Annotated in this window: 13 protein-coding genes and 1 pseudogene; 3 read left to right on the forward strand and 11 right to left on the reverse strand. The window is 74.6% G+C overall.

From position 1 onward, the window contains the following. Nucleotides 1-3 precede the first annotated feature (3 nt). Nucleotides 4-1,260, reverse strand: a complete 1,257-nt coding sequence (locus ACFY0P_RS16240; protein WP_388912475.1) for an NAD(P)-binding domain-containing protein — start codon at nucleotides 1,258-1,260, stop codon at nucleotides 4-6. After that, nucleotides 1,260-2,795 carry an ATP-grasp domain-containing protein gene (locus tag ACFY0P_RS16245; protein WP_388912478.1) on the reverse strand — a complete coding sequence of 512 codons (1,536 nt, stop codon included), beginning with the start codon at nucleotides 2,793-2,795 and terminating at the stop codon, nucleotides 1,260-1,262. Before ACFY0P_RS16245 ends, ACFY0P_RS16240 begins: the two co-directional genes overlap by 1 nt. A 161-nt stretch (nucleotides 2,796-2,956) precedes the next feature. Here ACFY0P_RS16245 and ACFY0P_RS16250 point away from each other — a divergent pair, with 161 nt between their 5' ends. Then, nucleotides 2,957-4,294, forward strand: coding sequence for a glycoside hydrolase family 26 protein (locus ACFY0P_RS16250; RefSeq protein WP_388912481.1), 1,338 nt, complete (start codon nucleotides 2,957-2,959; stop codon nucleotides 4,292-4,294). Between the two features lie 23 nt (nucleotides 4,295-4,317). Here ACFY0P_RS16250 and ACFY0P_RS16255 read toward each other — a convergent pair whose 3' ends face one another. The 9 genes and pseudogenes from ACFY0P_RS16255 to ACFY0P_RS16295 all read right to left on the reverse strand — a co-directional run. After that, nucleotides 4,318-5,436 (reverse strand): GNAT family N-acetyltransferase, encoded by a 1,119-nt coding sequence (locus tag ACFY0P_RS16255; protein WP_388912484.1) that lies wholly within the window; start codon nucleotides 5,434-5,436, stop codon nucleotides 4,318-4,320. Further along, nucleotides 5,433-6,074, reverse strand: a complete 642-nt coding sequence (locus ACFY0P_RS16260) for a lipopolysaccharide biosynthesis protein (protein ID WP_388912487.1) — start codon at nucleotides 6,072-6,074, stop codon at nucleotides 5,433-5,435. The genes ACFY0P_RS16255 and ACFY0P_RS16260 overlap by 4 nt, the downstream gene beginning before the upstream one ends. Continuing rightward, a complete protein-coding gene (locus ACFY0P_RS16265) occupies nucleotides 6,071-7,210 on the reverse strand; it encodes a glycosyltransferase (RefSeq protein WP_388912490.1) in 1,140 nt (379 codons plus the stop codon). The genes ACFY0P_RS16260 and ACFY0P_RS16265 overlap by 4 nt, the downstream gene beginning before the upstream one ends. A gap of 1 nt (nucleotide 7,211) precedes the next feature. Next, the gene (locus tag ACFY0P_RS16270; protein ID WP_388912492.1) at nucleotides 7,212-7,967 is read right to left on the reverse strand and encodes a polysaccharide deacetylase family protein; all 756 of its coding nucleotides are present in this window, start codon (nucleotides 7,965-7,967) and stop codon (nucleotides 7,212-7,214) included. Continuing rightward, nucleotides 7,951-9,663, reverse strand: coding sequence for a murein biosynthesis integral membrane protein MurJ (murJ, locus tag ACFY0P_RS16275; RefSeq protein ID WP_388912495.1), 1,713 nt, complete (start codon nucleotides 9,661-9,663; stop codon nucleotides 7,951-7,953). The genes ACFY0P_RS16270 and murJ overlap by 17 nt, the downstream gene beginning before the upstream one ends. Further along, the gene (locus ACFY0P_RS16280) at nucleotides 9,660-10,970 is read right to left on the reverse strand and encodes an O-antigen ligase family protein (RefSeq protein ID WP_388912498.1); all 1,311 of its coding nucleotides are present in this window, start codon (nucleotides 10,968-10,970) and stop codon (nucleotides 9,660-9,662) included. The genes murJ and ACFY0P_RS16280 overlap by 4 nt, the downstream gene beginning before the upstream one ends. 3 nt (nucleotides 10,971-10,973) lie before the next feature. Beyond that, entirely contained in the window at nucleotides 10,974-12,395 is a 1,422-nt protein-coding gene (locus ACFY0P_RS16285; protein WP_388912501.1) for an exopolysaccharide biosynthesis polyprenyl glycosylphosphotransferase, read from the reverse strand. Further along, nucleotides 12,392-13,570 carry a glycosyltransferase gene (locus ACFY0P_RS16290; RefSeq protein WP_388912504.1) on the reverse strand — a complete coding sequence of 393 codons (1,179 nt, stop codon included), beginning with the start codon at nucleotides 13,568-13,570 and terminating at the stop codon, nucleotides 12,392-12,394. Before ACFY0P_RS16290 ends, ACFY0P_RS16285 begins: the two co-directional genes overlap by 4 nt. A 58-nt stretch (nucleotides 13,571-13,628) precedes the next feature. Then, a pseudogene (locus ACFY0P_RS16295) lies at nucleotides 13,629-14,396 on the reverse strand (DUF3344 domain-containing protein); the annotation flags it as partial. Nucleotides 14,397-14,660: 264 nt separating this feature from the next. Between ACFY0P_RS16295 and ACFY0P_RS16300 the strand changes: the two are divergent. Both ACFY0P_RS16300 and ACFY0P_RS16305 read left to right on the forward strand, forming a co-directional pair. Continuing rightward, the gene (locus ACFY0P_RS16300; protein WP_388912507.1) at nucleotides 14,661-14,900 is read left to right on the forward strand and encodes a chaplin; all 240 of its coding nucleotides are present in this window, start codon (nucleotides 14,661-14,663) and stop codon (nucleotides 14,898-14,900) included. A gap of 229 nt (nucleotides 14,901-15,129) precedes the next feature. Then, the gene (locus ACFY0P_RS16305) at nucleotides 15,130-15,420 is read left to right on the forward strand and encodes a hypothetical protein (protein ID WP_388912832.1); all 291 of its coding nucleotides are present in this window, start codon (nucleotides 15,130-15,132) and stop codon (nucleotides 15,418-15,420) included. Nucleotides 15,421-15,548 lie beyond the last annotated feature (128 nt).

The following is a 15,548-nucleotide window of genomic DNA, read 5'->3' on the forward strand; positions in this document are numbered from 1 at the left end:
CCGTCAGCTGCCCACCGTGTCCGGCGCGGACTCCCGCCGTCCCGCCGGGACGCCCCAGCCGGCCGGCCCCGAGCGCAGCCGCCGCCGTACCCCGCGCACCAGCGTCTCGGCGGTGAAGCCGGCGCCGTGCACGAAGCGCATCGCCGGACCGAAGCCCGCCGCCGTGACCAGACCGGCCAGGAACAGGCCGGGATACGACGACTCGAAGTCCCGGCCCACCTCGGGCGCCCCGTCGGCCCCGGTCACCAGGGTCGTCCGCAGGTCGTCGGCCAGGAGTCCGAGCCGCCCCCGGGTCGCCCGGAACCCCGTGGCCGCGATGACGTGCTCGGTCTGCAGGGTGCCCATGCCGCCACCGCGCACCGTGGTGTCCAGCCGCACCCCGCCCGCCGTCGCGCGCGCCGCCGTGACCTCGCGGCCGAGCAGCACCTCCACCTTGGACTCCACCCGCTCCCGTACCCACCAGGCGCCGGCCGGGCCGAGGGCACGCGCCGCGATCCGGGTCCGGGTCGGCTCGGCGAGCCGCCGGTACAGGCCGGGCCGCTCGGAGTAGAACCAGTTGCGCCAGCCGGGGCCGAGCCCGCTGTGCGGGGCGCGGACCGACTGCCACCAGGAGCGCTGCCAGGGCGGCGGCACATCGTTCCAGGACAGCTCGTCCGCGCGCACCAGCACCCGTACCCGGCTGTCCAGTTCGGCGAGGAGCGCGGCCGTCTCCAGGGCCGCCTGACCGCCGCCGATCACCGTGACGTCCCGGCCCCGGAAGCGACCGAGGTCGGCATGGTGGCTGCTGTGCGTGACCAGGGCGGGGGAGAGGCCGCGCACGGCGGCGGGGATCTCCACGAACGGCAGTACGCCGATGGCGAGGGCGATGGTCCGGCCGCGCAGCACCTCGCCGTCCGCCGTCGTCGCGTCGAAGCCGCCGGTGCGCGGCGCGACCCGGGTGACCATGCGTTCGTCGACGGGCGGCGCGGCGTTGCGGGCGAACCACAGGCCGTACTCGGCGAACATCTCCAGTGGGATCGGCTGCCCGTGCCGGGCCGTCACGCCGCGGCCCGCGCAGTAGACGTCCAGCCGCCAACGCGCCTCGGGGTCCGACAGGTTGGAGGCCCAGGGTTCGGACTTGAGGAACATCCCGCGGGGCATGTGGTCGCGCCAGGACGCCATCGGGCGGCCGAAGACCCGCACGTTCAGGCCCGCCGCCGTGGCGTGGGACGCGATGGACAGGCCGTACGGGCCCGCTCCCACCACCAGCAGGTCGTACATCAGCAGCTGCTCGCTTTCTCGTCGTCGGACCGGTCGGGCTGACCGGAGAGGCCGGAGACGCCGGGCGCGGCGGAGGCACCCGCCACGCCGGTGAGTTCCTCGTCCCGGGCGGCGGGTACGTGGGGCTCGTCGTCTCGGGCGGCGGGTACGTGGGGCTCGTCGTCTCGGGCGGCGGGTACGTGGGGCTCGTCGTCTCGGGCGGCGGGTACGTGGGGCTCGTCGTCCCGGGCGGCGGGTACGAGGGGCTCCTCGTCCCGGGCGGCGGGTACGAGGGGCTCCCCGGCCTGGGCGGCGGGTACGAGGGGCTCCCCGGCCTGGCGGACCACGGGGGTGTGCGGGCGCGGTGGCTGGGCGGCGGTGCCGTCGTGCAGCCGGTCGAGGAGCCGGCCCGCCACGTGCCGGCTCCACAGCGCCCACATCGCGAGGCCCGGCCCCCGGTCGTCCGGCGCGGACCAGGCCAGCTCCCGCCCGCGCGGGGCCGGGCGCAGCGCGCTCAGCGGCGCGTAGTTCTCCACCACGAACGCCCGCCCGGCCAGCGGCACCCCGTCCGGCAGCGGACGGTGGGTCAGGTCCAGGTGCAGGGCGCGCACGACGTCCAGGCCGGTGCTGTCGGTGAAGAGCCGGAACTGGGCGCCCGGACGGGGGTTGAAGTCGAGGAGGTGGTAGCGGCCGGTGCTGCCGCAGCGCCGGAAGTCCAGGTCGAAGACGCCGCGGAAGCCCAGCTCGCCGGTGAGCCGCTCGGCCAGCGCCTGGACCTGCGGGTTCGGCGTCCACAGGCCGACCGCGGTCAGTCCGGCGCCGCGCGGCCAGGCCCGCTGCTTGCGGCCGGGGCCGCCCGCGCGCACCTGGCCGGTGCGGTCGGCGTAGCCGTGGAAGAACCAGTCGCGGTCCGGGCCCGGCGGCAGGAACTCCTGGAGGAGCAGTCTGCTGCCCGCCTCCTCGTTGCGCAGGTACAGCTCCACCGCCTCCCGCGCCGAGCGCAGCACGACCGTGCTGCGCAGCCCGGACCCGGCCGGCAGCAGCCAGGGCCGGCTCCACTTGGCGATCACCGGCAGCCCGAGCCGCCGGACCGCGGCGGCGGCCTCCTCGGGGCTGTCCGGGACCAGGGTCGGCGGGTGCGGGATCCCGGTCGCCGCGCAGACCTCGGCCAACTCGGCCTTGTCGGCGACGCGTTCGGGCAGGGTGCCGGGCTGCTGTGGGAGCAGGTACGCGGGCGCGAGTTCCGCGCGGAGCCGGCCGGCCGCGATGGCGCTCGCGTCGTCCATGGGGATCAGCACCGCCGGGCGGGCGATCCGCGCCGCCACCCGGCGCAGCACGGCCACGATCTCGGCGGGCGACGCGCCCGGCGCCGGCGGTGGATGCAGCTGCCGTACGAAGCGGGATTTGCGGACCGGACTCCCCGCGGAGTCGGCGACCACATGGACCTCCACCCCGGCCCTGCCGAGCGAGCGCACGGCCCCCAAGGTGCCGTGGTGAAAGGGATTCCGGTCGATCCGCAGCAGAACGGCGGGGACCCGGATGTCTAGCAGCGACACGGACCATTTCCTTTGCGTCGGTTCACCCGTGCGGGCGTTCGGGGCACTCGAAAGCCGCAACCGCACTGGCGGAATTCATATTGATATGACTGAGTGTCAGTAACTGGCGCTTCCTCAGGGGTGCTGCGAACGGACGAGTACTGGTGGAGGAAGGAGCAGGCATGGCCCCACAGCTGCGAAAGCGGGCACGGTTTTGTCGGTGTCGACCGGCCGTGGCCGCGGCGGCCGTCGTCGTGGTCGCCTCGGCGACCCTGGCGACCGGCCCGGGATTCGCCGCGGGTGCGGGGGCGGCCCGGGTCACCGACCCACCGGCTCCGGCACCCGCGACAGCCGTCCCGACGCCCACGACGTCCGTCCCGGCATCGGCGGCACCCCTGCCGACCCCGACCCCGGCCGTCCACCCGTCGGCCGTCGGCGGGTCGGCCAAGGCGATGCCCCCGGCCTTCGGGGCGTTCCTCGACTCCGGTCCGCTCGGCGTCGCCCGGATGGCCCAGCTGAGCAGCTGGCTCGGCGGCACCGAGCTCAAGGTCGCGCACACGTATCTGCCCGGAAACCGCTGGGCCGACATCGAGGGCGCCCCCGGCTTCCTGGACGTCTGGGCGCACTGGCGAAGAGCGAAGGCCGACCGGACGCTCGTCCTCAACGTGCCCATGCAGGAGCGCAACGAGGACGGCATCGGCGACGACGAGGTCCGCGAGCTGCTCCGGCAGGGCGCGGCCGGAGAGTTCGATCACCACTTCCGGGCCCTGGCCGAGCGGCTGGTGAAACTGCGGGTCCCGGACACGGTCGTGGTGCTCGGCTGGGAGATGAACGGCATTACCTACACCCATCGTTGCGGGCCGGACCCGGAGGCCTGGAAGAGATACTGGAGAAGGATCGTCACCACCATGCGTGCGGTGCCGGGCCAGAGATTCCGGTTCGATTTCACGTCGAGCCGGGGCCGCGACGCGGTTCCGTGGACGCAGTGCTATCCCGGGGACGACACGGTCGACATCATCGGCATGGATTCGTACGACCAGCCGACCGGACTTTCCTTCGACCAACAGGTGCGGGAGCCTTACGGACTCCAGCAGCACGTCGATTTCGCGAAGGCCCACGGGAAACCCGTCTCCTATCCGGAATGGGGCCTCTTCCGCAACGGTGACAACGCCGAGTACATGCGGCGGATGCTCGCCTGGATGGACGAGCACAAGCCGCTGTACAACACGCTGACCGACTACTGCCCGCACGGTGTCTGGCAGTGCTCGGTCAACCCGCGCTCCGCGCACGTCTACCGCGAGGCCCTCTTCGGCCGCGCCGACACCACGACGCCGACTCCGGCCTCGACCCCGACACCCAGCCCGACACCGTCCCCGTCGCCGGACATCCCGCCCCCGAGCCCGACCCCGAAGCCGACTGCCACACCCAGTGCCCTGCCTGCGTCCAACTGCACTTCGATGGAGCTGGGTGCCTGGATCGAGTACTGGCTCGGCGGGAAGCTCTGCTTCAGCCTCGACTGATGGACGGGTACGCCCGGCGCCCCCTACTCCTGCCGGCGCTCCTTCCACCGTTGCCGCACCTCCTTGATCCGCTGCCGGGCGGCGGCGTCGCACAGCGCCGCCGTCAGCAGCGGTGCGGTGCGCCGCCGGGCCAGCAGCAGCCGCTGGTTGACGACCGGCAGGGGCCGCCAGTGGTGCTTGTACGGCTCGTCGCCGCGCAGCAGGCTCAGCGCGCCCCGCTCACCGGCGCCGGTGTGCTGCGTACAGGCGTCCAGGAGCATCACCGCCACGTCCGCCTTGCGCTCCCGCAGCCGGGGATGCGCCCCGTACAGATAGCCGCCGGCGAGACTCGGCGACAGCAGGGTCAGGTCGACGGCCACCACCTCGTCGTCGAGCCGGAACTCGGTGACCACCGCGTCCCCGGACCGCACCATCGGCCCCACCGAGCGCACCAGATGCTCCTGGAACCGGGGCTGGAGGTGCTCGGTGGTCACCTTCCGCCCCTGCCACTGGAGCCGGTGCAGGTCGAGGAGGCGGCGCAGCGCCGCGTCCACCCCGTCGGGCGGCACGACGTCCCGGCGTACCCCGAGCGAGCCCAGCTTGCGCAGCTTGGCACGGACCCGCTGGGCCTTGTTCGAGGGCAGCCGGGCGACCAGCTCGTCCATCGAAACGGCCGGCAGTTCCAGGCACACCGAGTCGGGCACCTTCCGGCACGGCCCGCGCCAGCGGTCGTAGACCCGCTCCGCCGCGCCGCCGGGCCGCACCTCGCGGAAGTCGATCAGCGCCGTCCGGGCCGCGTCCGCCAGCTCCTGGGTGAGGGCGCCCGCCACCCGGCCGTCGTCGGCGTCGGCGAGCAGCACGTCCGCGTAGTCCGAGATCGCCCCGCCGAGCGGCACCAGCGTGGGCAGCGGCCGGTGCACCAGCGTCAGCGGGGCCGCGCCGACCAGCTCACCGCCGTAGCGCACCAGGACGAGGCGGAGCCGGCCCGGGACCCCGTACGAGCGCCACCAGGAGTGCAGCCAGGCGTGGCTCTGGAACGGGGTGGCCGTGCCGCACCGCCGGTGCAGGCGGCCCCAGGCCGGGGCCAGCTCGGCGAAGGCGCGCTCGTCGGTGACGAGTTCGGTGGTGTACGCGGCGAGCGTCGGGTGCGCCGTCGTCGTCACAGCTGTCCGTGTACGTCGGCGGCGACGGCCGGACCGGGCACCGAGGCCTGCACGGCCGACTCCTCCACCCGGCGCCGGGGCCGGACCAGGAGCACCAGACCGCCGAGCAGCCCGCCCGCGCTCGCGCCCACCAGACCGGTCACCTTGGAGGACGCGGAGGTCGGCGCGGTCGGCTTCGGCGCCCGGGAGAACGGGAGGAGTTCGACGTTCGTCTCGCTCTTGGTGTCGTTGGCGTGCTGGATGAGCGAGCGGGCCACCGCGTTCGCCATGTCGGTGGCCTGGAGGGCGTGCGACGAGGTGGCCGAGACGGCGACCATCGGCGCGTCCGGCGAGGTCTCCGTCTGCACACTGCTCTGCAGCGTCTTCAGCGGCACCCCGGCCCACATCTGGGCGTCCCCGAGCACCGCGAGCTGGGTGGCGACCCGGCCGTAGGCCTGCGCGAACCCCTGCGCGGACGCGGTGTCGGACTTGTCGGCGGTGACGGCGATGACGTAGGCGGTCGCCGTGTAGGTGGGCGGCGTCAGCACGCCGTAGGCGCCGCCCAGCAGCCCGCCGGCGAGGACCCCGGCCGCCAGCAGCGACCAGGGCGGGACCGCGCGCGGGAACGAGCGGGGTGTTCGGACGGTGTTCTCGGTCATGGCGTACTGGCTCCCTGAGGTGTGGTGGCGAGTGCGGCCGCGTAGACGTCCATGAGCTGGGCGGCGCTGCGGGTGATGCAGTAATGACGGGCGGCGTCCGGCGCGCTGCGCGGGCCGGGTCCGGCGGCGCGGGCGGCGGCCAGCGCCTCGGCGTAGGCGTCGGCGCCGCTCGCGACGCGGCGGGCGCCCGGGGCGGCGGCGGGCGGCAGGTCCTCGACGGCCGGGCAGGAGCTGTAGAGCACGGGCAGTCCGGCGGCCAGCGCCTCGACGACCGCGAGGCCGAAGGCCTCCTCGGCGGAGGGCGAGGCGAACACGTCCATGGCGGAGGTGAGGGCGGGCAGATCGGGGTCGCGCGCGCTGTCGGAGGCGTAGGGCCGCTCGCCCGCGAACAGCACCCGGCCGGCGACCCCGGCCTCCCGCGCGGTGCGGCGCAGGGCGTCCTCCTCCGGGCCGCCGCCCACCAGCAGCAGCCTGCAGTCGCCGGGGAGCCGGGCGAGGGCCTCGACCAGGACGCCGAACCGTTTGCCGGGCGCGAGCCGCCCCACGGCCCCGACGACCCAGGCGTCCTGCGGGATGCCGAGGCGGTCGCGGACGCGCCGGCGCCGGGCGGGGTCGAAGCCGAACCGGTCCAGGTCGATGCCGTTCGGGACGACCTCGATCCGCGGGCCCGGCACCCCCCACCGGCGCAGCCGCTCGGCGACGGTCGGCGAGACGGCCACCGTGGACCGCCCGAGCCGCTCACCCGCCAGGTACAGCGCCCGCACGCCGGACGTCAGTTCACGCCCCTCCATCTGCGAGTCGCCGAGCGAGTGCTCGGTGGCGACGACGGCCCGGACCCCCGCGAGGCGCGCGGCGATCCGGCCGTAGAGACAGGCCCGGTAGAGGTGGGTGTGGACGAGGTCGTAGCGGCCCCGGCGGATCAGCCGGACCAGGCGGGGCAGCGCGGCCAGGTCCCGGTTCCCGGCCATCCCCAGATGGACCACCCGCACCCCGTCCGCGGCCAGCCCGTGCGCGACCGGCCCCGGGTTGGTGAGCGTGACGACATCGCAGGAGACCGGCAGGTGCCGCAGCAGCAGCCGCAGTTGCTGCTCCGCGCCGCCGATCCCGAGGCCTGTGATGACGTGAAGGGCCTTCATCTCACAGCCCCTGGACGGGACGGCGGCGCAGCCGGTGCAGCCGGTACTTCAGGAACAGGCGGGCGGCGTGGTCGTTCTCCCCGATGTGCACGCGGGGCAGGGCGTGCGGGCTGCCCAGCGGGCCCGGGTCGATGGCGCAGGCGTAGCCGTATCCGGCGTCCCGCACGGCGTCGACGGCGCGCTGGTCGACGGTGCCGTAGGGGTAGCAGAAGCCCTCGACGGGGGCCTGGATCAGCTCCTCGATCAGCGCCCGGCTGCCGGCGGTCTCGGCCCGCAGGGTCTCCGCGTCGGCCTTCGTCAGGTCGACGTGGGTGAGCCCGTGCGAACCGATCTCCACCCCGCTGCCGGCCGCCCGCCGGATCCCGTCGGCGGTCAGCAGCGGCTTGCGCGGGCCCAGCGGGTCCCAGGCGTTGTCGCCGCCGAGCCGTCCGGGCAGTACGAAGAGGGTGGCGCCGCAGCCCCAGCGGTCGAGGAGGGGCAGGGCGTGGTCCAGGAAGTCGGCGTACCCGTCGTCGAAGGTCAGCGCCACCAGCCGGCGCCCCTCGCCGCGGGCCCGGGCGGCGAGCAGCCCGGCGACCGACACCCCGCGCAGCCGCCGCCGGCGCAGCCAGCTCAGCTGCTTCTCCAGACGCCCGGGGGAGACGGTGACGCGGTACGGGTCGTCGGAACAGTCGCCCACGGAGTGGTACATGGCGACCCAGGGGACCGGGCCGGTGACGCGTCCGGCCCTCTCGGCGGACTCAATGGAAGACGGCATGCGCGAGCCTTCGGGTGACGGTGGCTACGGAACGGAGTGCGGGTGCGAAGCCCTGGGCGTCCAGGGCCCAGCCGAGCAGGACGAAGAGGACGGTGACGGTCGTGGCGCCGGCGGCCAGACCGGTGAACGGGTTCGCCGGGTGCGCGGCGACGAAGACCCCGACCAGGGTCGCGACGGCCGCCGCCCGCACCGGCCGGCTCAGCTCGACGAGCACCCGCCGGGTACGGATCGGGACGCTGCGCGGGCCCGTGCCGGCCAGCAGGAGCACGGCGGTGGCGGTGATGCCGGCGGCGTTGGCGGCGGCGATGCCGGTGACGCCGTACGGGCCCACCGCCATGGCCCCGATCCAGGAGGTCACCACGATCCCGGCGGCCATGGCGCCCACCGGGTACCAGGTGGCGCGGCCCGCCGAGAAGTAGGAGCGGACCAGCACCCCGACCAGGGTCTGCCCGAGCAGCCCGAGCGCGTAGACGCGCATCACCCCGGCCGTGGCGGCGGTGTCCGCGGCGGTGAACGCCCCGCGCTGGAACAGCAGGTGGACGAGCTGCGGCGCACAGGCCACGACCACGGCGGTGCCGAGCAGCACCACGCTCGCGGCCACCGACAGATCCCGCTCGACCCGGCTCCGGGCCCGTTCGGTGTCGCCCTCGGCCAGGGCCCGGGCCACCACCGGGAAGGTGACCGTGCACAGCATCATCGACATCGTCATCGGGATCTGCGCGACCTTCTGCGCGTAGTTGAGGTGCGAGATGGCCCCGGAGTGCAGGTGCGAGGCGAGGAACCGCTCGATCAGCACCTGCGACTGCCGGCACAGCGCGAACAGCAGCACGGTGGCCATCAGCGCCACGTTCAGGGGCCGCTCCTCGGTGCCGGCCGTCCTCTCCCGCGCCTTCGGCTTGTGCCGCAACTGCCGCAGCAGCGAGGGAAGCTGTACGGCGACCATCAGGGCGCCCCCGGCCGCCACCCCGAACGCCGCCGACCGCACGCCCCAGTGGCCGCCGAGCGCGAACATCGCCGTGATGATGCCGGCGTTGTAGGCGACGTAGATCGCGGCCGGGGCGAGGAAGCGCCGGTGCGCGCGGAGGGCGGCACTGCAGTACCCGGCCAGCCCGAAGCTCAGCACACAGGTGGCGGTGAGCCGGGTGCAGCCGACGGCCAGCGCGGGGTCCCGGAGCCCGGGCGCGAGCACCTCGACGAGCTGCGGGGCACCGCCGATCAGCAGGGCGCCGACCCCGGCGAAGGCGAGGGCCAGCTTGGGCAGCGTCCCGGCGACGAGGGCCCGGACGGGATCGCCGGGCACCCCCTGCGTCCGCCGGGCGAGGGCCACGCTGAACGCGGGCACGAGGGCGAACGCCAGCCCGTCCTCGATCAGCAGCGTCGCCGCGAACTCGGGCACGGTCCACGCCACGAGAAATGCGTCGGTGTCCCGCCCGGCCCCGAACAGCCGCGCCAGCGACTGGTCGCGGATCAGCCCGAGCAGCGACCCGAGCACGGAGAAGACGGCGGTACCGAGAGCGGCCCTGGCGAGGAATCCACGAGTGGGGGGTGAGTTCTCGACGCCGGGCTCGGCAACTTCCCCAGGGGCGCGGGGCTGTGCCACTTGCGGCTCCGCCGCGGGGGCGCGACCAGTCCCCACCGGCCCGCAGCCGACTTCCGGCCCCTCCACCCCCGAAGCCTGAGAAGGCGTCACCGTCACCGCGCCGCAGCCTTCTCGTCCCGCTCCGTCCCCACCAACGCCCACCAGGCCACCGCCCCGAACACCACCGCCGTGAGAACCGTCGACGGCCCCCCGATATCGGCGTACGCGAAGTCCACGAGCTGCCAGATCAGCAACCCGCACCCCACCAGCGCACAGTCGAGACCGTCACCGGCACGCACCCGCCACAGCCCCCGCAACCCGCACACCAGCAGCGCCACCCAGGCGCCCGCCAGCGCCAGCAGCCCGAGCAGCCCCTGCTCGCTGAGCACCAGCAGGTACATGTTGTGCGGCGACAGCAGCGGCTGCTTCCGGTACGCCGTCCCCGCCCCCTCCGTGTCGCTCCCGGACGACAGCGCCAGCGAGGCGTGCGCGTCCCGGTTCGCCGGGAAGTTCTTCAGGCCGACGCCGGTCACCGGGTGCTCCCGCCACATCCCCGTCGCCGCCGCCCACAACGTGTACCGGTCGACCACCGACTGGTCCGGCGCGTCCGTGACCTGCCCGATGCTGCTGAGCCGCTCCTGGAGCATGGCCGTACCGACCCCGAAGCCCCCCACCAGCACCACGCCGGCCGCGACCGCGACCGCCGCCACCTTCAGCGCGCGCCGCAGCCCGGCCAGGGCGAGCTGCACACCGCAGGTGAGGACCGTCGCGATCCAGGCGCCCCGGCTGAAGGAGAGGGCCAGCGGCAGCAGCAGCCCGAGCGCGCACGCCCCCGCCGCCACCCGCTGCCGTACCGGAGAGCGCCCGAGCGCCAGCCCGAGCGCGCAGACCAAGCCGAACGACACCACCGTCGCCATGCCCATCACGTCCTGCGACCCGAACGTGCCGACCGCGCGGATCTCCTCGCCCTGGTACGACGCCCCGGTCCCGGTGACGTACTGGTGCACTCCGACCGCGCCCTGCCAGACCGCGAGCCCCACGAACGACCAGGCCAGCAACCGGAAGTCGGCGCGGTCCCGGACCAGCAGCACGACGGCGGCGGGGACCAGGACGAACACCTGGAGGTAGCGGCCGAGGCCGGTCAGCCCGGCGCCCGGCGAGGCCGCGCCCATCGCCGCGACGGCCAGTCCCACCACCGGCATGCCGAGCACCAGCACGGCCGTGGCGGACAGCGGGCGCCGCCGCTCCCGCAGCGTGCGCAGCGCGGCGTACAGCACCACGAGGGCGGACACCGCATCGGCGGGTCCGGCCCCGCCCTCCTCGCCGCCCGGGGCGAGCGGCAGCGCGAGGACCGCGAGTACGGCGACCGCGGCCAGCACCGGCGGCAGCCGCAGCGGCCTGGTGGGCGACAGTGCGAAGCTCATCCCTCAGCTCCCCGTCGAGCGCACGAGCGCGGCCGCGGTGCGCAGCAGGATGCAGACGTCCTGCCACAGCGACCAGTTGTCGATGTAGGCGTTGTCGAAGCGGGCCCGGTCCTCGATGGAGGTGTCGCCGCGCAGCCCGTTGATCTGGGCGAGTCCTGTGATGCCGGTCTGCATCCGGTGGCGGGCCGCGTAGCCCGGGTAGGTCTGGCTGAACTGGCCGACGAAGTAAGGCCGTTCGGGGCGCGGGCCGACCAGGCTCATGTCGCCCCAGAGCACGTTCCACAGCTGGAGCAGCTCGTCCAGGGACGTCTGGCGCAGGAAGCGGCAGAAGCGGCTCATCTTGATCTCTCCGGCCACGCTCCAGCGGGTGGCGGCCTCGTGCTCGTCGACCGGGCGGTGGGTGCGCAGCTTCAGCAGGGTGAAGGGGCGGCCGTCCTTGCCGATCCGCTCCTGCCGGAAGACGACTCCCGGCCCGTCGGTGATCCGCAGCACCGTCGCGCAGACCAGCAGCAGCGGTCCGGCCAGCACCAGCGCCGCTCCGGAGACGGCGATGTCCAGGATCCGTTTGCCGATGCTGCCGCGCCGCCGCGAGCCCATCTCCAGCCGGCGGCAGGAGAACCCGGCGAGCTGGTCGCGCATCTCGTACGCCGGTGAGTCCGCGTCGACCTCCCACACCACGCAGCCCGACTCGGCCAGCGCCCGCAGCAGCGGGCCCTGTTCGGTGCGGACGGCGGGGTGGACGGTGAGGACGGCCCGGACCCCGTTCTGGATCAGGGCCCGCTCGACCTCCTCGCCGGTGGTCAGCACGGGCAGGCCCTCGGGGCCCTCGGGGTGTTCGGCGACGACGCCGACCGGGCGCACTCCGCAGCCCGGGTGGCGCAGCACGGCGGCGGCGACCCGCTGGGCGGGGGCGGCCGGGCCGATGACCAGGGCGGCGCGCGGCCGGCGCAGCAGGGCCAGGCGGCGCCGCCAGTGCACCAGGCCGCGGCCCGCGCCGGCCGCCGCCGCGTGCAGGGCGAAGCCGAGCAGCAGGACGCGGACGGACAGCGCGCGGTCCGGGTGCCAGGCGGCGACGGCCGCCGCCAGGCCCAGCCAGACGACGGCGATCCGGCCGCAGACGGCCGGGAGTTCGTCCAGGATCCCGGTCATCCGCCGGATGGTCTGCGGACGCAGCAGTATCGCCCCGGCCAACAGCAGTCCGACCAGGACGGGCCGGTGGACGGCCTCGTCGAGGGCGGCCGCGCCGAGCAGCGCGGCGCACAGGTCGGCGGCGAGCAGCGGCACCGGGGAGGCGGGCCGCGCGGGCGGCCGCCGCAGCGGGAACCGGAAGCCGCCGGCGGTGCGTGGCGGCAGGACGGAGACGGGCGAGAGTCCGTGGTCCCGGGGCTGCGCGCCGGGGGAGGGGACGGTGCTTTCCGCGGTCACGAGTGGATGGACTCCCTGCGCTCGAAGGACACCAGCGGCCGCCCGCCGAGGAGTTCGCGGTACAGCTCCGCGACCGCCTCCGCCGTGCGCCGCACATCGTGCGTGGACAGGACGTGCCGGCGCCCCTGGTCGCCGAGCGAGGCGCGCAGCTCCGGGTCGAGGAGCAGCGCGGCGACGGCCCCGGCCAGCGCGCCCGGCCGCCCCGGCGGGACCAGGCAGTGCGCCGCGTGGCCGGGCGGCAGGCTCTCGCGGGCGCCGTCGACATCGGTGACCAGCACCGGCCGCCCGCAGGCCAGCGCCTCCAGCGGGGCGAGCGCCATGCCCTCCCAGCGTGAGGGCAGCACCACCAGGTCGGCGGCCCGGTACCAGGGGCGGACATCCGCGACGGGGCCCACGAACTCGACCGAGGCGGAAGCGGAGGCGGAGGCGGAGGCGGCGGCGGCGGCGAGCCGGCGCAGCGCGTCCCGGTCGGGTCCGTCGCCGACCAGCGCCAGCCGGGCGTCCGGCACCCGGCGCAGCACCTCGGGCCAGGCCCGCAGCAGCACGTCCTGGCCCTTCTGCCGGCACAGCCGCCCGACACAGACGACCAGGGGAGCCCCGGCGAGCCGCTCGCCCGGGGTGAACGGTCCCGGGGTGAAGTGCTCGGTGTCGATGCCGTTCGGGACGACCGTGTACCGGGCGCGGATCCCGGCGTGCACGCCGGTCGTGCGCTCGGCCTCGCTGACGCACACCACCCGGTGCGCCCAGCGCGCGCCCCACCGCTCCCACCTCAGCGCCAGCGCGGCGGTGGCGCCGCCGACCGCCTCGAAGGACCAGGCGTGCGGCTGGAACAGGGTCGGGACGCGCCCGCGCACGGCGAGCCGTCCGGCGAGGCCCGCCTTCGCGCTGTGCGCGTGCACCAGTGCGGGCCGTACCTCCTCCAGCAGCCGGCCGAGGCGTCGTACCTCGTCCGGGAGACCGGCGCCCGGGGAGCGGTCGGCGCGCCACCCGCGCACCTCGGCGCCCAGGGCCCGCGCGCGCTCGGCCAGTTCACCTCCGGGGCAGGCCACCGTGACCCGCAGACCGGCCGTGAGCTGGGCCTTCGCCAGGTCCAGGACGACCCCGGCCACTCCGCCCTCGACGGGTTGCGCCAGGTGGAGGACCCGTGGCCGAGGGTCGGTGGCTGATCGGTGCATACGCGGATTCCTCGCTCACGGGGGGCGCGCTCGGGACTGCGGGCGGGGACGCGGCGTACTACCGCGCGTCCACGGCGGCGAAGAGCGCGCCCGCCCACGCCGCGTCGCGCTGGGAAACGAGCCGAAAGGTCAGCTGGTCACCGCCCTCGGCGAGACCAGTACCTAGATCGAACACATCCGAGTCGTAGCCGAGCGTGTTGGCGTACGCGGGCTCACGCCGGGCGCGTACCGGGCCGGGTTCGTTGACCGTGGAGTTGAGTACGTCGTCGGCCGGGTCGGCGGAGCCCTGGAGCGGGACGGGTGCGTGGCCGGCGGTGGTGTAGGTGAGCGAGTCGCCGGTGCGGCCCCGGTCGCCGTTGTAGGCCACCGGACCCACGCGGCCGTCGGCGCCACGCGGGGCGTGTAGCCCGTTCAGCCGTATGTCGGCCGGTGCGTCGAGGGAGTCGAAGCCGTCCCGGAGGGAGAGCGTACGCAGCGGCTGCGCCGGGTCCTCGTACGCCACCACCAGCGTCCAGCCGCACCGGGCACCGGCCCCGGACCGTCCCGCGGCCGTGTTCACCTGGCCGACCGTGCACAGTCCTGATCCGCCGGAGCGGACCAGCTCGGTCACGTCCGCCGAGGCCTGGAAGGCGTCGGCGCCGCGGCCCGTGCGGTGGCCCACGACCGTGTCGGCGGGCAACTCCTTGTAGGCGCCACCGGGTTCGGTGATCAGCACCCGGCCGTCGTCCGCGGCCGGCTTCTGCTCGCCGGCCAGCAGACTGCCGCCCCGGTACAGCCGCGCGCAGGTCGACGCACGGCACAGCAGCGGGCCCAGGGGAATGCGCATGACCGGCTTCGCTCTTTCGGGGAGAGGAGGGGCGGACAGGGAGGCGGGAAGAGTGCGATGTGATGTCAATACGGGTAAGTCGGAGGTTCGCAACTCTAGTCGCTATCCGTATTAATCCGTCAAAACCGGGCATGTGTGTCGGAGTCGTGAAGGTGGCTCCCCGTAGATCACTCCATTGGCGGCACAACCCGGGACGGCGCCACGCGTTGACACAGCGCTGGGCATCCGCCCGAATGTTTGTTTCGACCCCAAGGAGACCTCTCCATGTCGCGTATCGCGAAGGGCCTGGTCCTGTCCACCGCCGCCGTCGCGGCCGTCGCCGGCGGTGCCGGTGCGGCTGCCGCCGACAGCGGCGCGAACAGCGCCGCCGCCCACTCCCCGGGCGTGCTGTCGGGCAACGTGATCGAGGTTCCGATCCACGTGCCGCTCAACGTCTGCGGCGACACCATCGACGTGATCGGCCTGCTGAACCCCGGCTTCGGCAACACCTGCGTCAGCGACTGACGCGGCGTCCGTTCCTTTCGGCCGGCCGTCCGCCCGCGCACCCCGCGGGCGGACGGCCGGTCCGTTTTTTCCGGCCTCTCCCCGAACCGCGCCCGGGCGGCCGGTGTTCACGGGATCTCATATGTCTTCCGAAACCGGGGTTTCCGGTCCGCCGGGGCATCGTTGGGCATGGCGTCGGAATTCCCCCGGGCGGCTTGCGTTGCCGAAAGTCGCCGAAGAAAGGAACATGATGAAGTCGCTGAAGGCCGTCGCCGTCGTCGCCGGTTCCGTGGCTCTCGTCGGCGTCGCCGCGCCCGCGTTCGCCTACAACACCGCCGACCTCACGCCCACCAGCCTCAACGGCGCTGTGAACACGCTCACCAAGGACGGCCTGGACCTGAACCAGGCGATGCCGCTGCGGCACCAGTCGAACGCGCTCGACACCGAGAACAAGCGCTCGCCGCTCAACACGGTCAAGACCGCGGCCGCCGCCCTCAACCAGCACAACCCGCTGCTGGGCGGTCTGCCGCTGCAGAGCTGAGCCGCGACGGGCCGGGAGTGCACAGGGGCCGTTCGAGGGGCGTTGTTCGAGGGACACCGAGGGGTGTCCCTCGTTCGTGTGGCCCGGTCCGCCGGCGTCCGCCGGTCGGGTGAGCGGGCACCCGGCCG

Source organism: Streptomyces sp. NPDC001714 (assembly GCF_042892755.1).
Classification (GTDB): domain Bacteria; phylum Actinomycetota; class Actinomycetes; order Streptomycetales; family Streptomycetaceae; genus Streptomyces.

Coding starts and splice junctions, on each gene's coding strand:
- ACFY0P_RS16240 (WP_388912475.1), bottom strand. CDS start 1,260: ATGTACGACCTGCTGGTGGTGGGAGCGGGCCCGTACGGCCTGTCCATC.
- ACFY0P_RS16250 (WP_388912481.1), top strand. CDS start 2,957: ATGGCCCCACAGCTGCGAAAGCGGGCACGGTTTTGTCGGTGTCGACCG.
- ACFY0P_RS16260 (WP_388912487.1), bottom strand. CDS start 6,074: ATGACCGAGAACACCGTCCGAACACCCCGCTCGTTCCCGCGCGCGGTC.
- ACFY0P_RS16265 (WP_388912490.1), bottom strand. CDS start 7,210: ATGAAGGCCCTTCACGTCATCACAGGCCTCGGGATCGGCGGCGCGGAG.
- ACFY0P_RS16270 (WP_388912492.1), bottom strand. CDS start 7,967: ATGCCGTCTTCCATTGAGTCCGCCGAGAGGGCCGGACGCGTCACCGGC.
- ACFY0P_RS16280 (WP_388912498.1), bottom strand. CDS start 10,970: ATGAGCTTCGCACTGTCGCCCACCAGGCCGCTGCGGCTGCCGCCGGTG.
- ACFY0P_RS16290 (WP_388912504.1), bottom strand. CDS start 13,570: ATGCACCGATCAGCCACCGACCCTCGGCCACGGGTCCTCCACCTGGCG.
- ACFY0P_RS16300 (WP_388912507.1), top strand. CDS start 14,661: ATGTCGCGTATCGCGAAGGGCCTGGTCCTGTCCACCGCCGCCGTCGCG.
- ACFY0P_RS16305 (WP_388912832.1), top strand. CDS start 15,130: ATGAAGTCGCTGAAGGCCGTCGCCGTCGTCGCCGGTTCCGTGGCTCTC.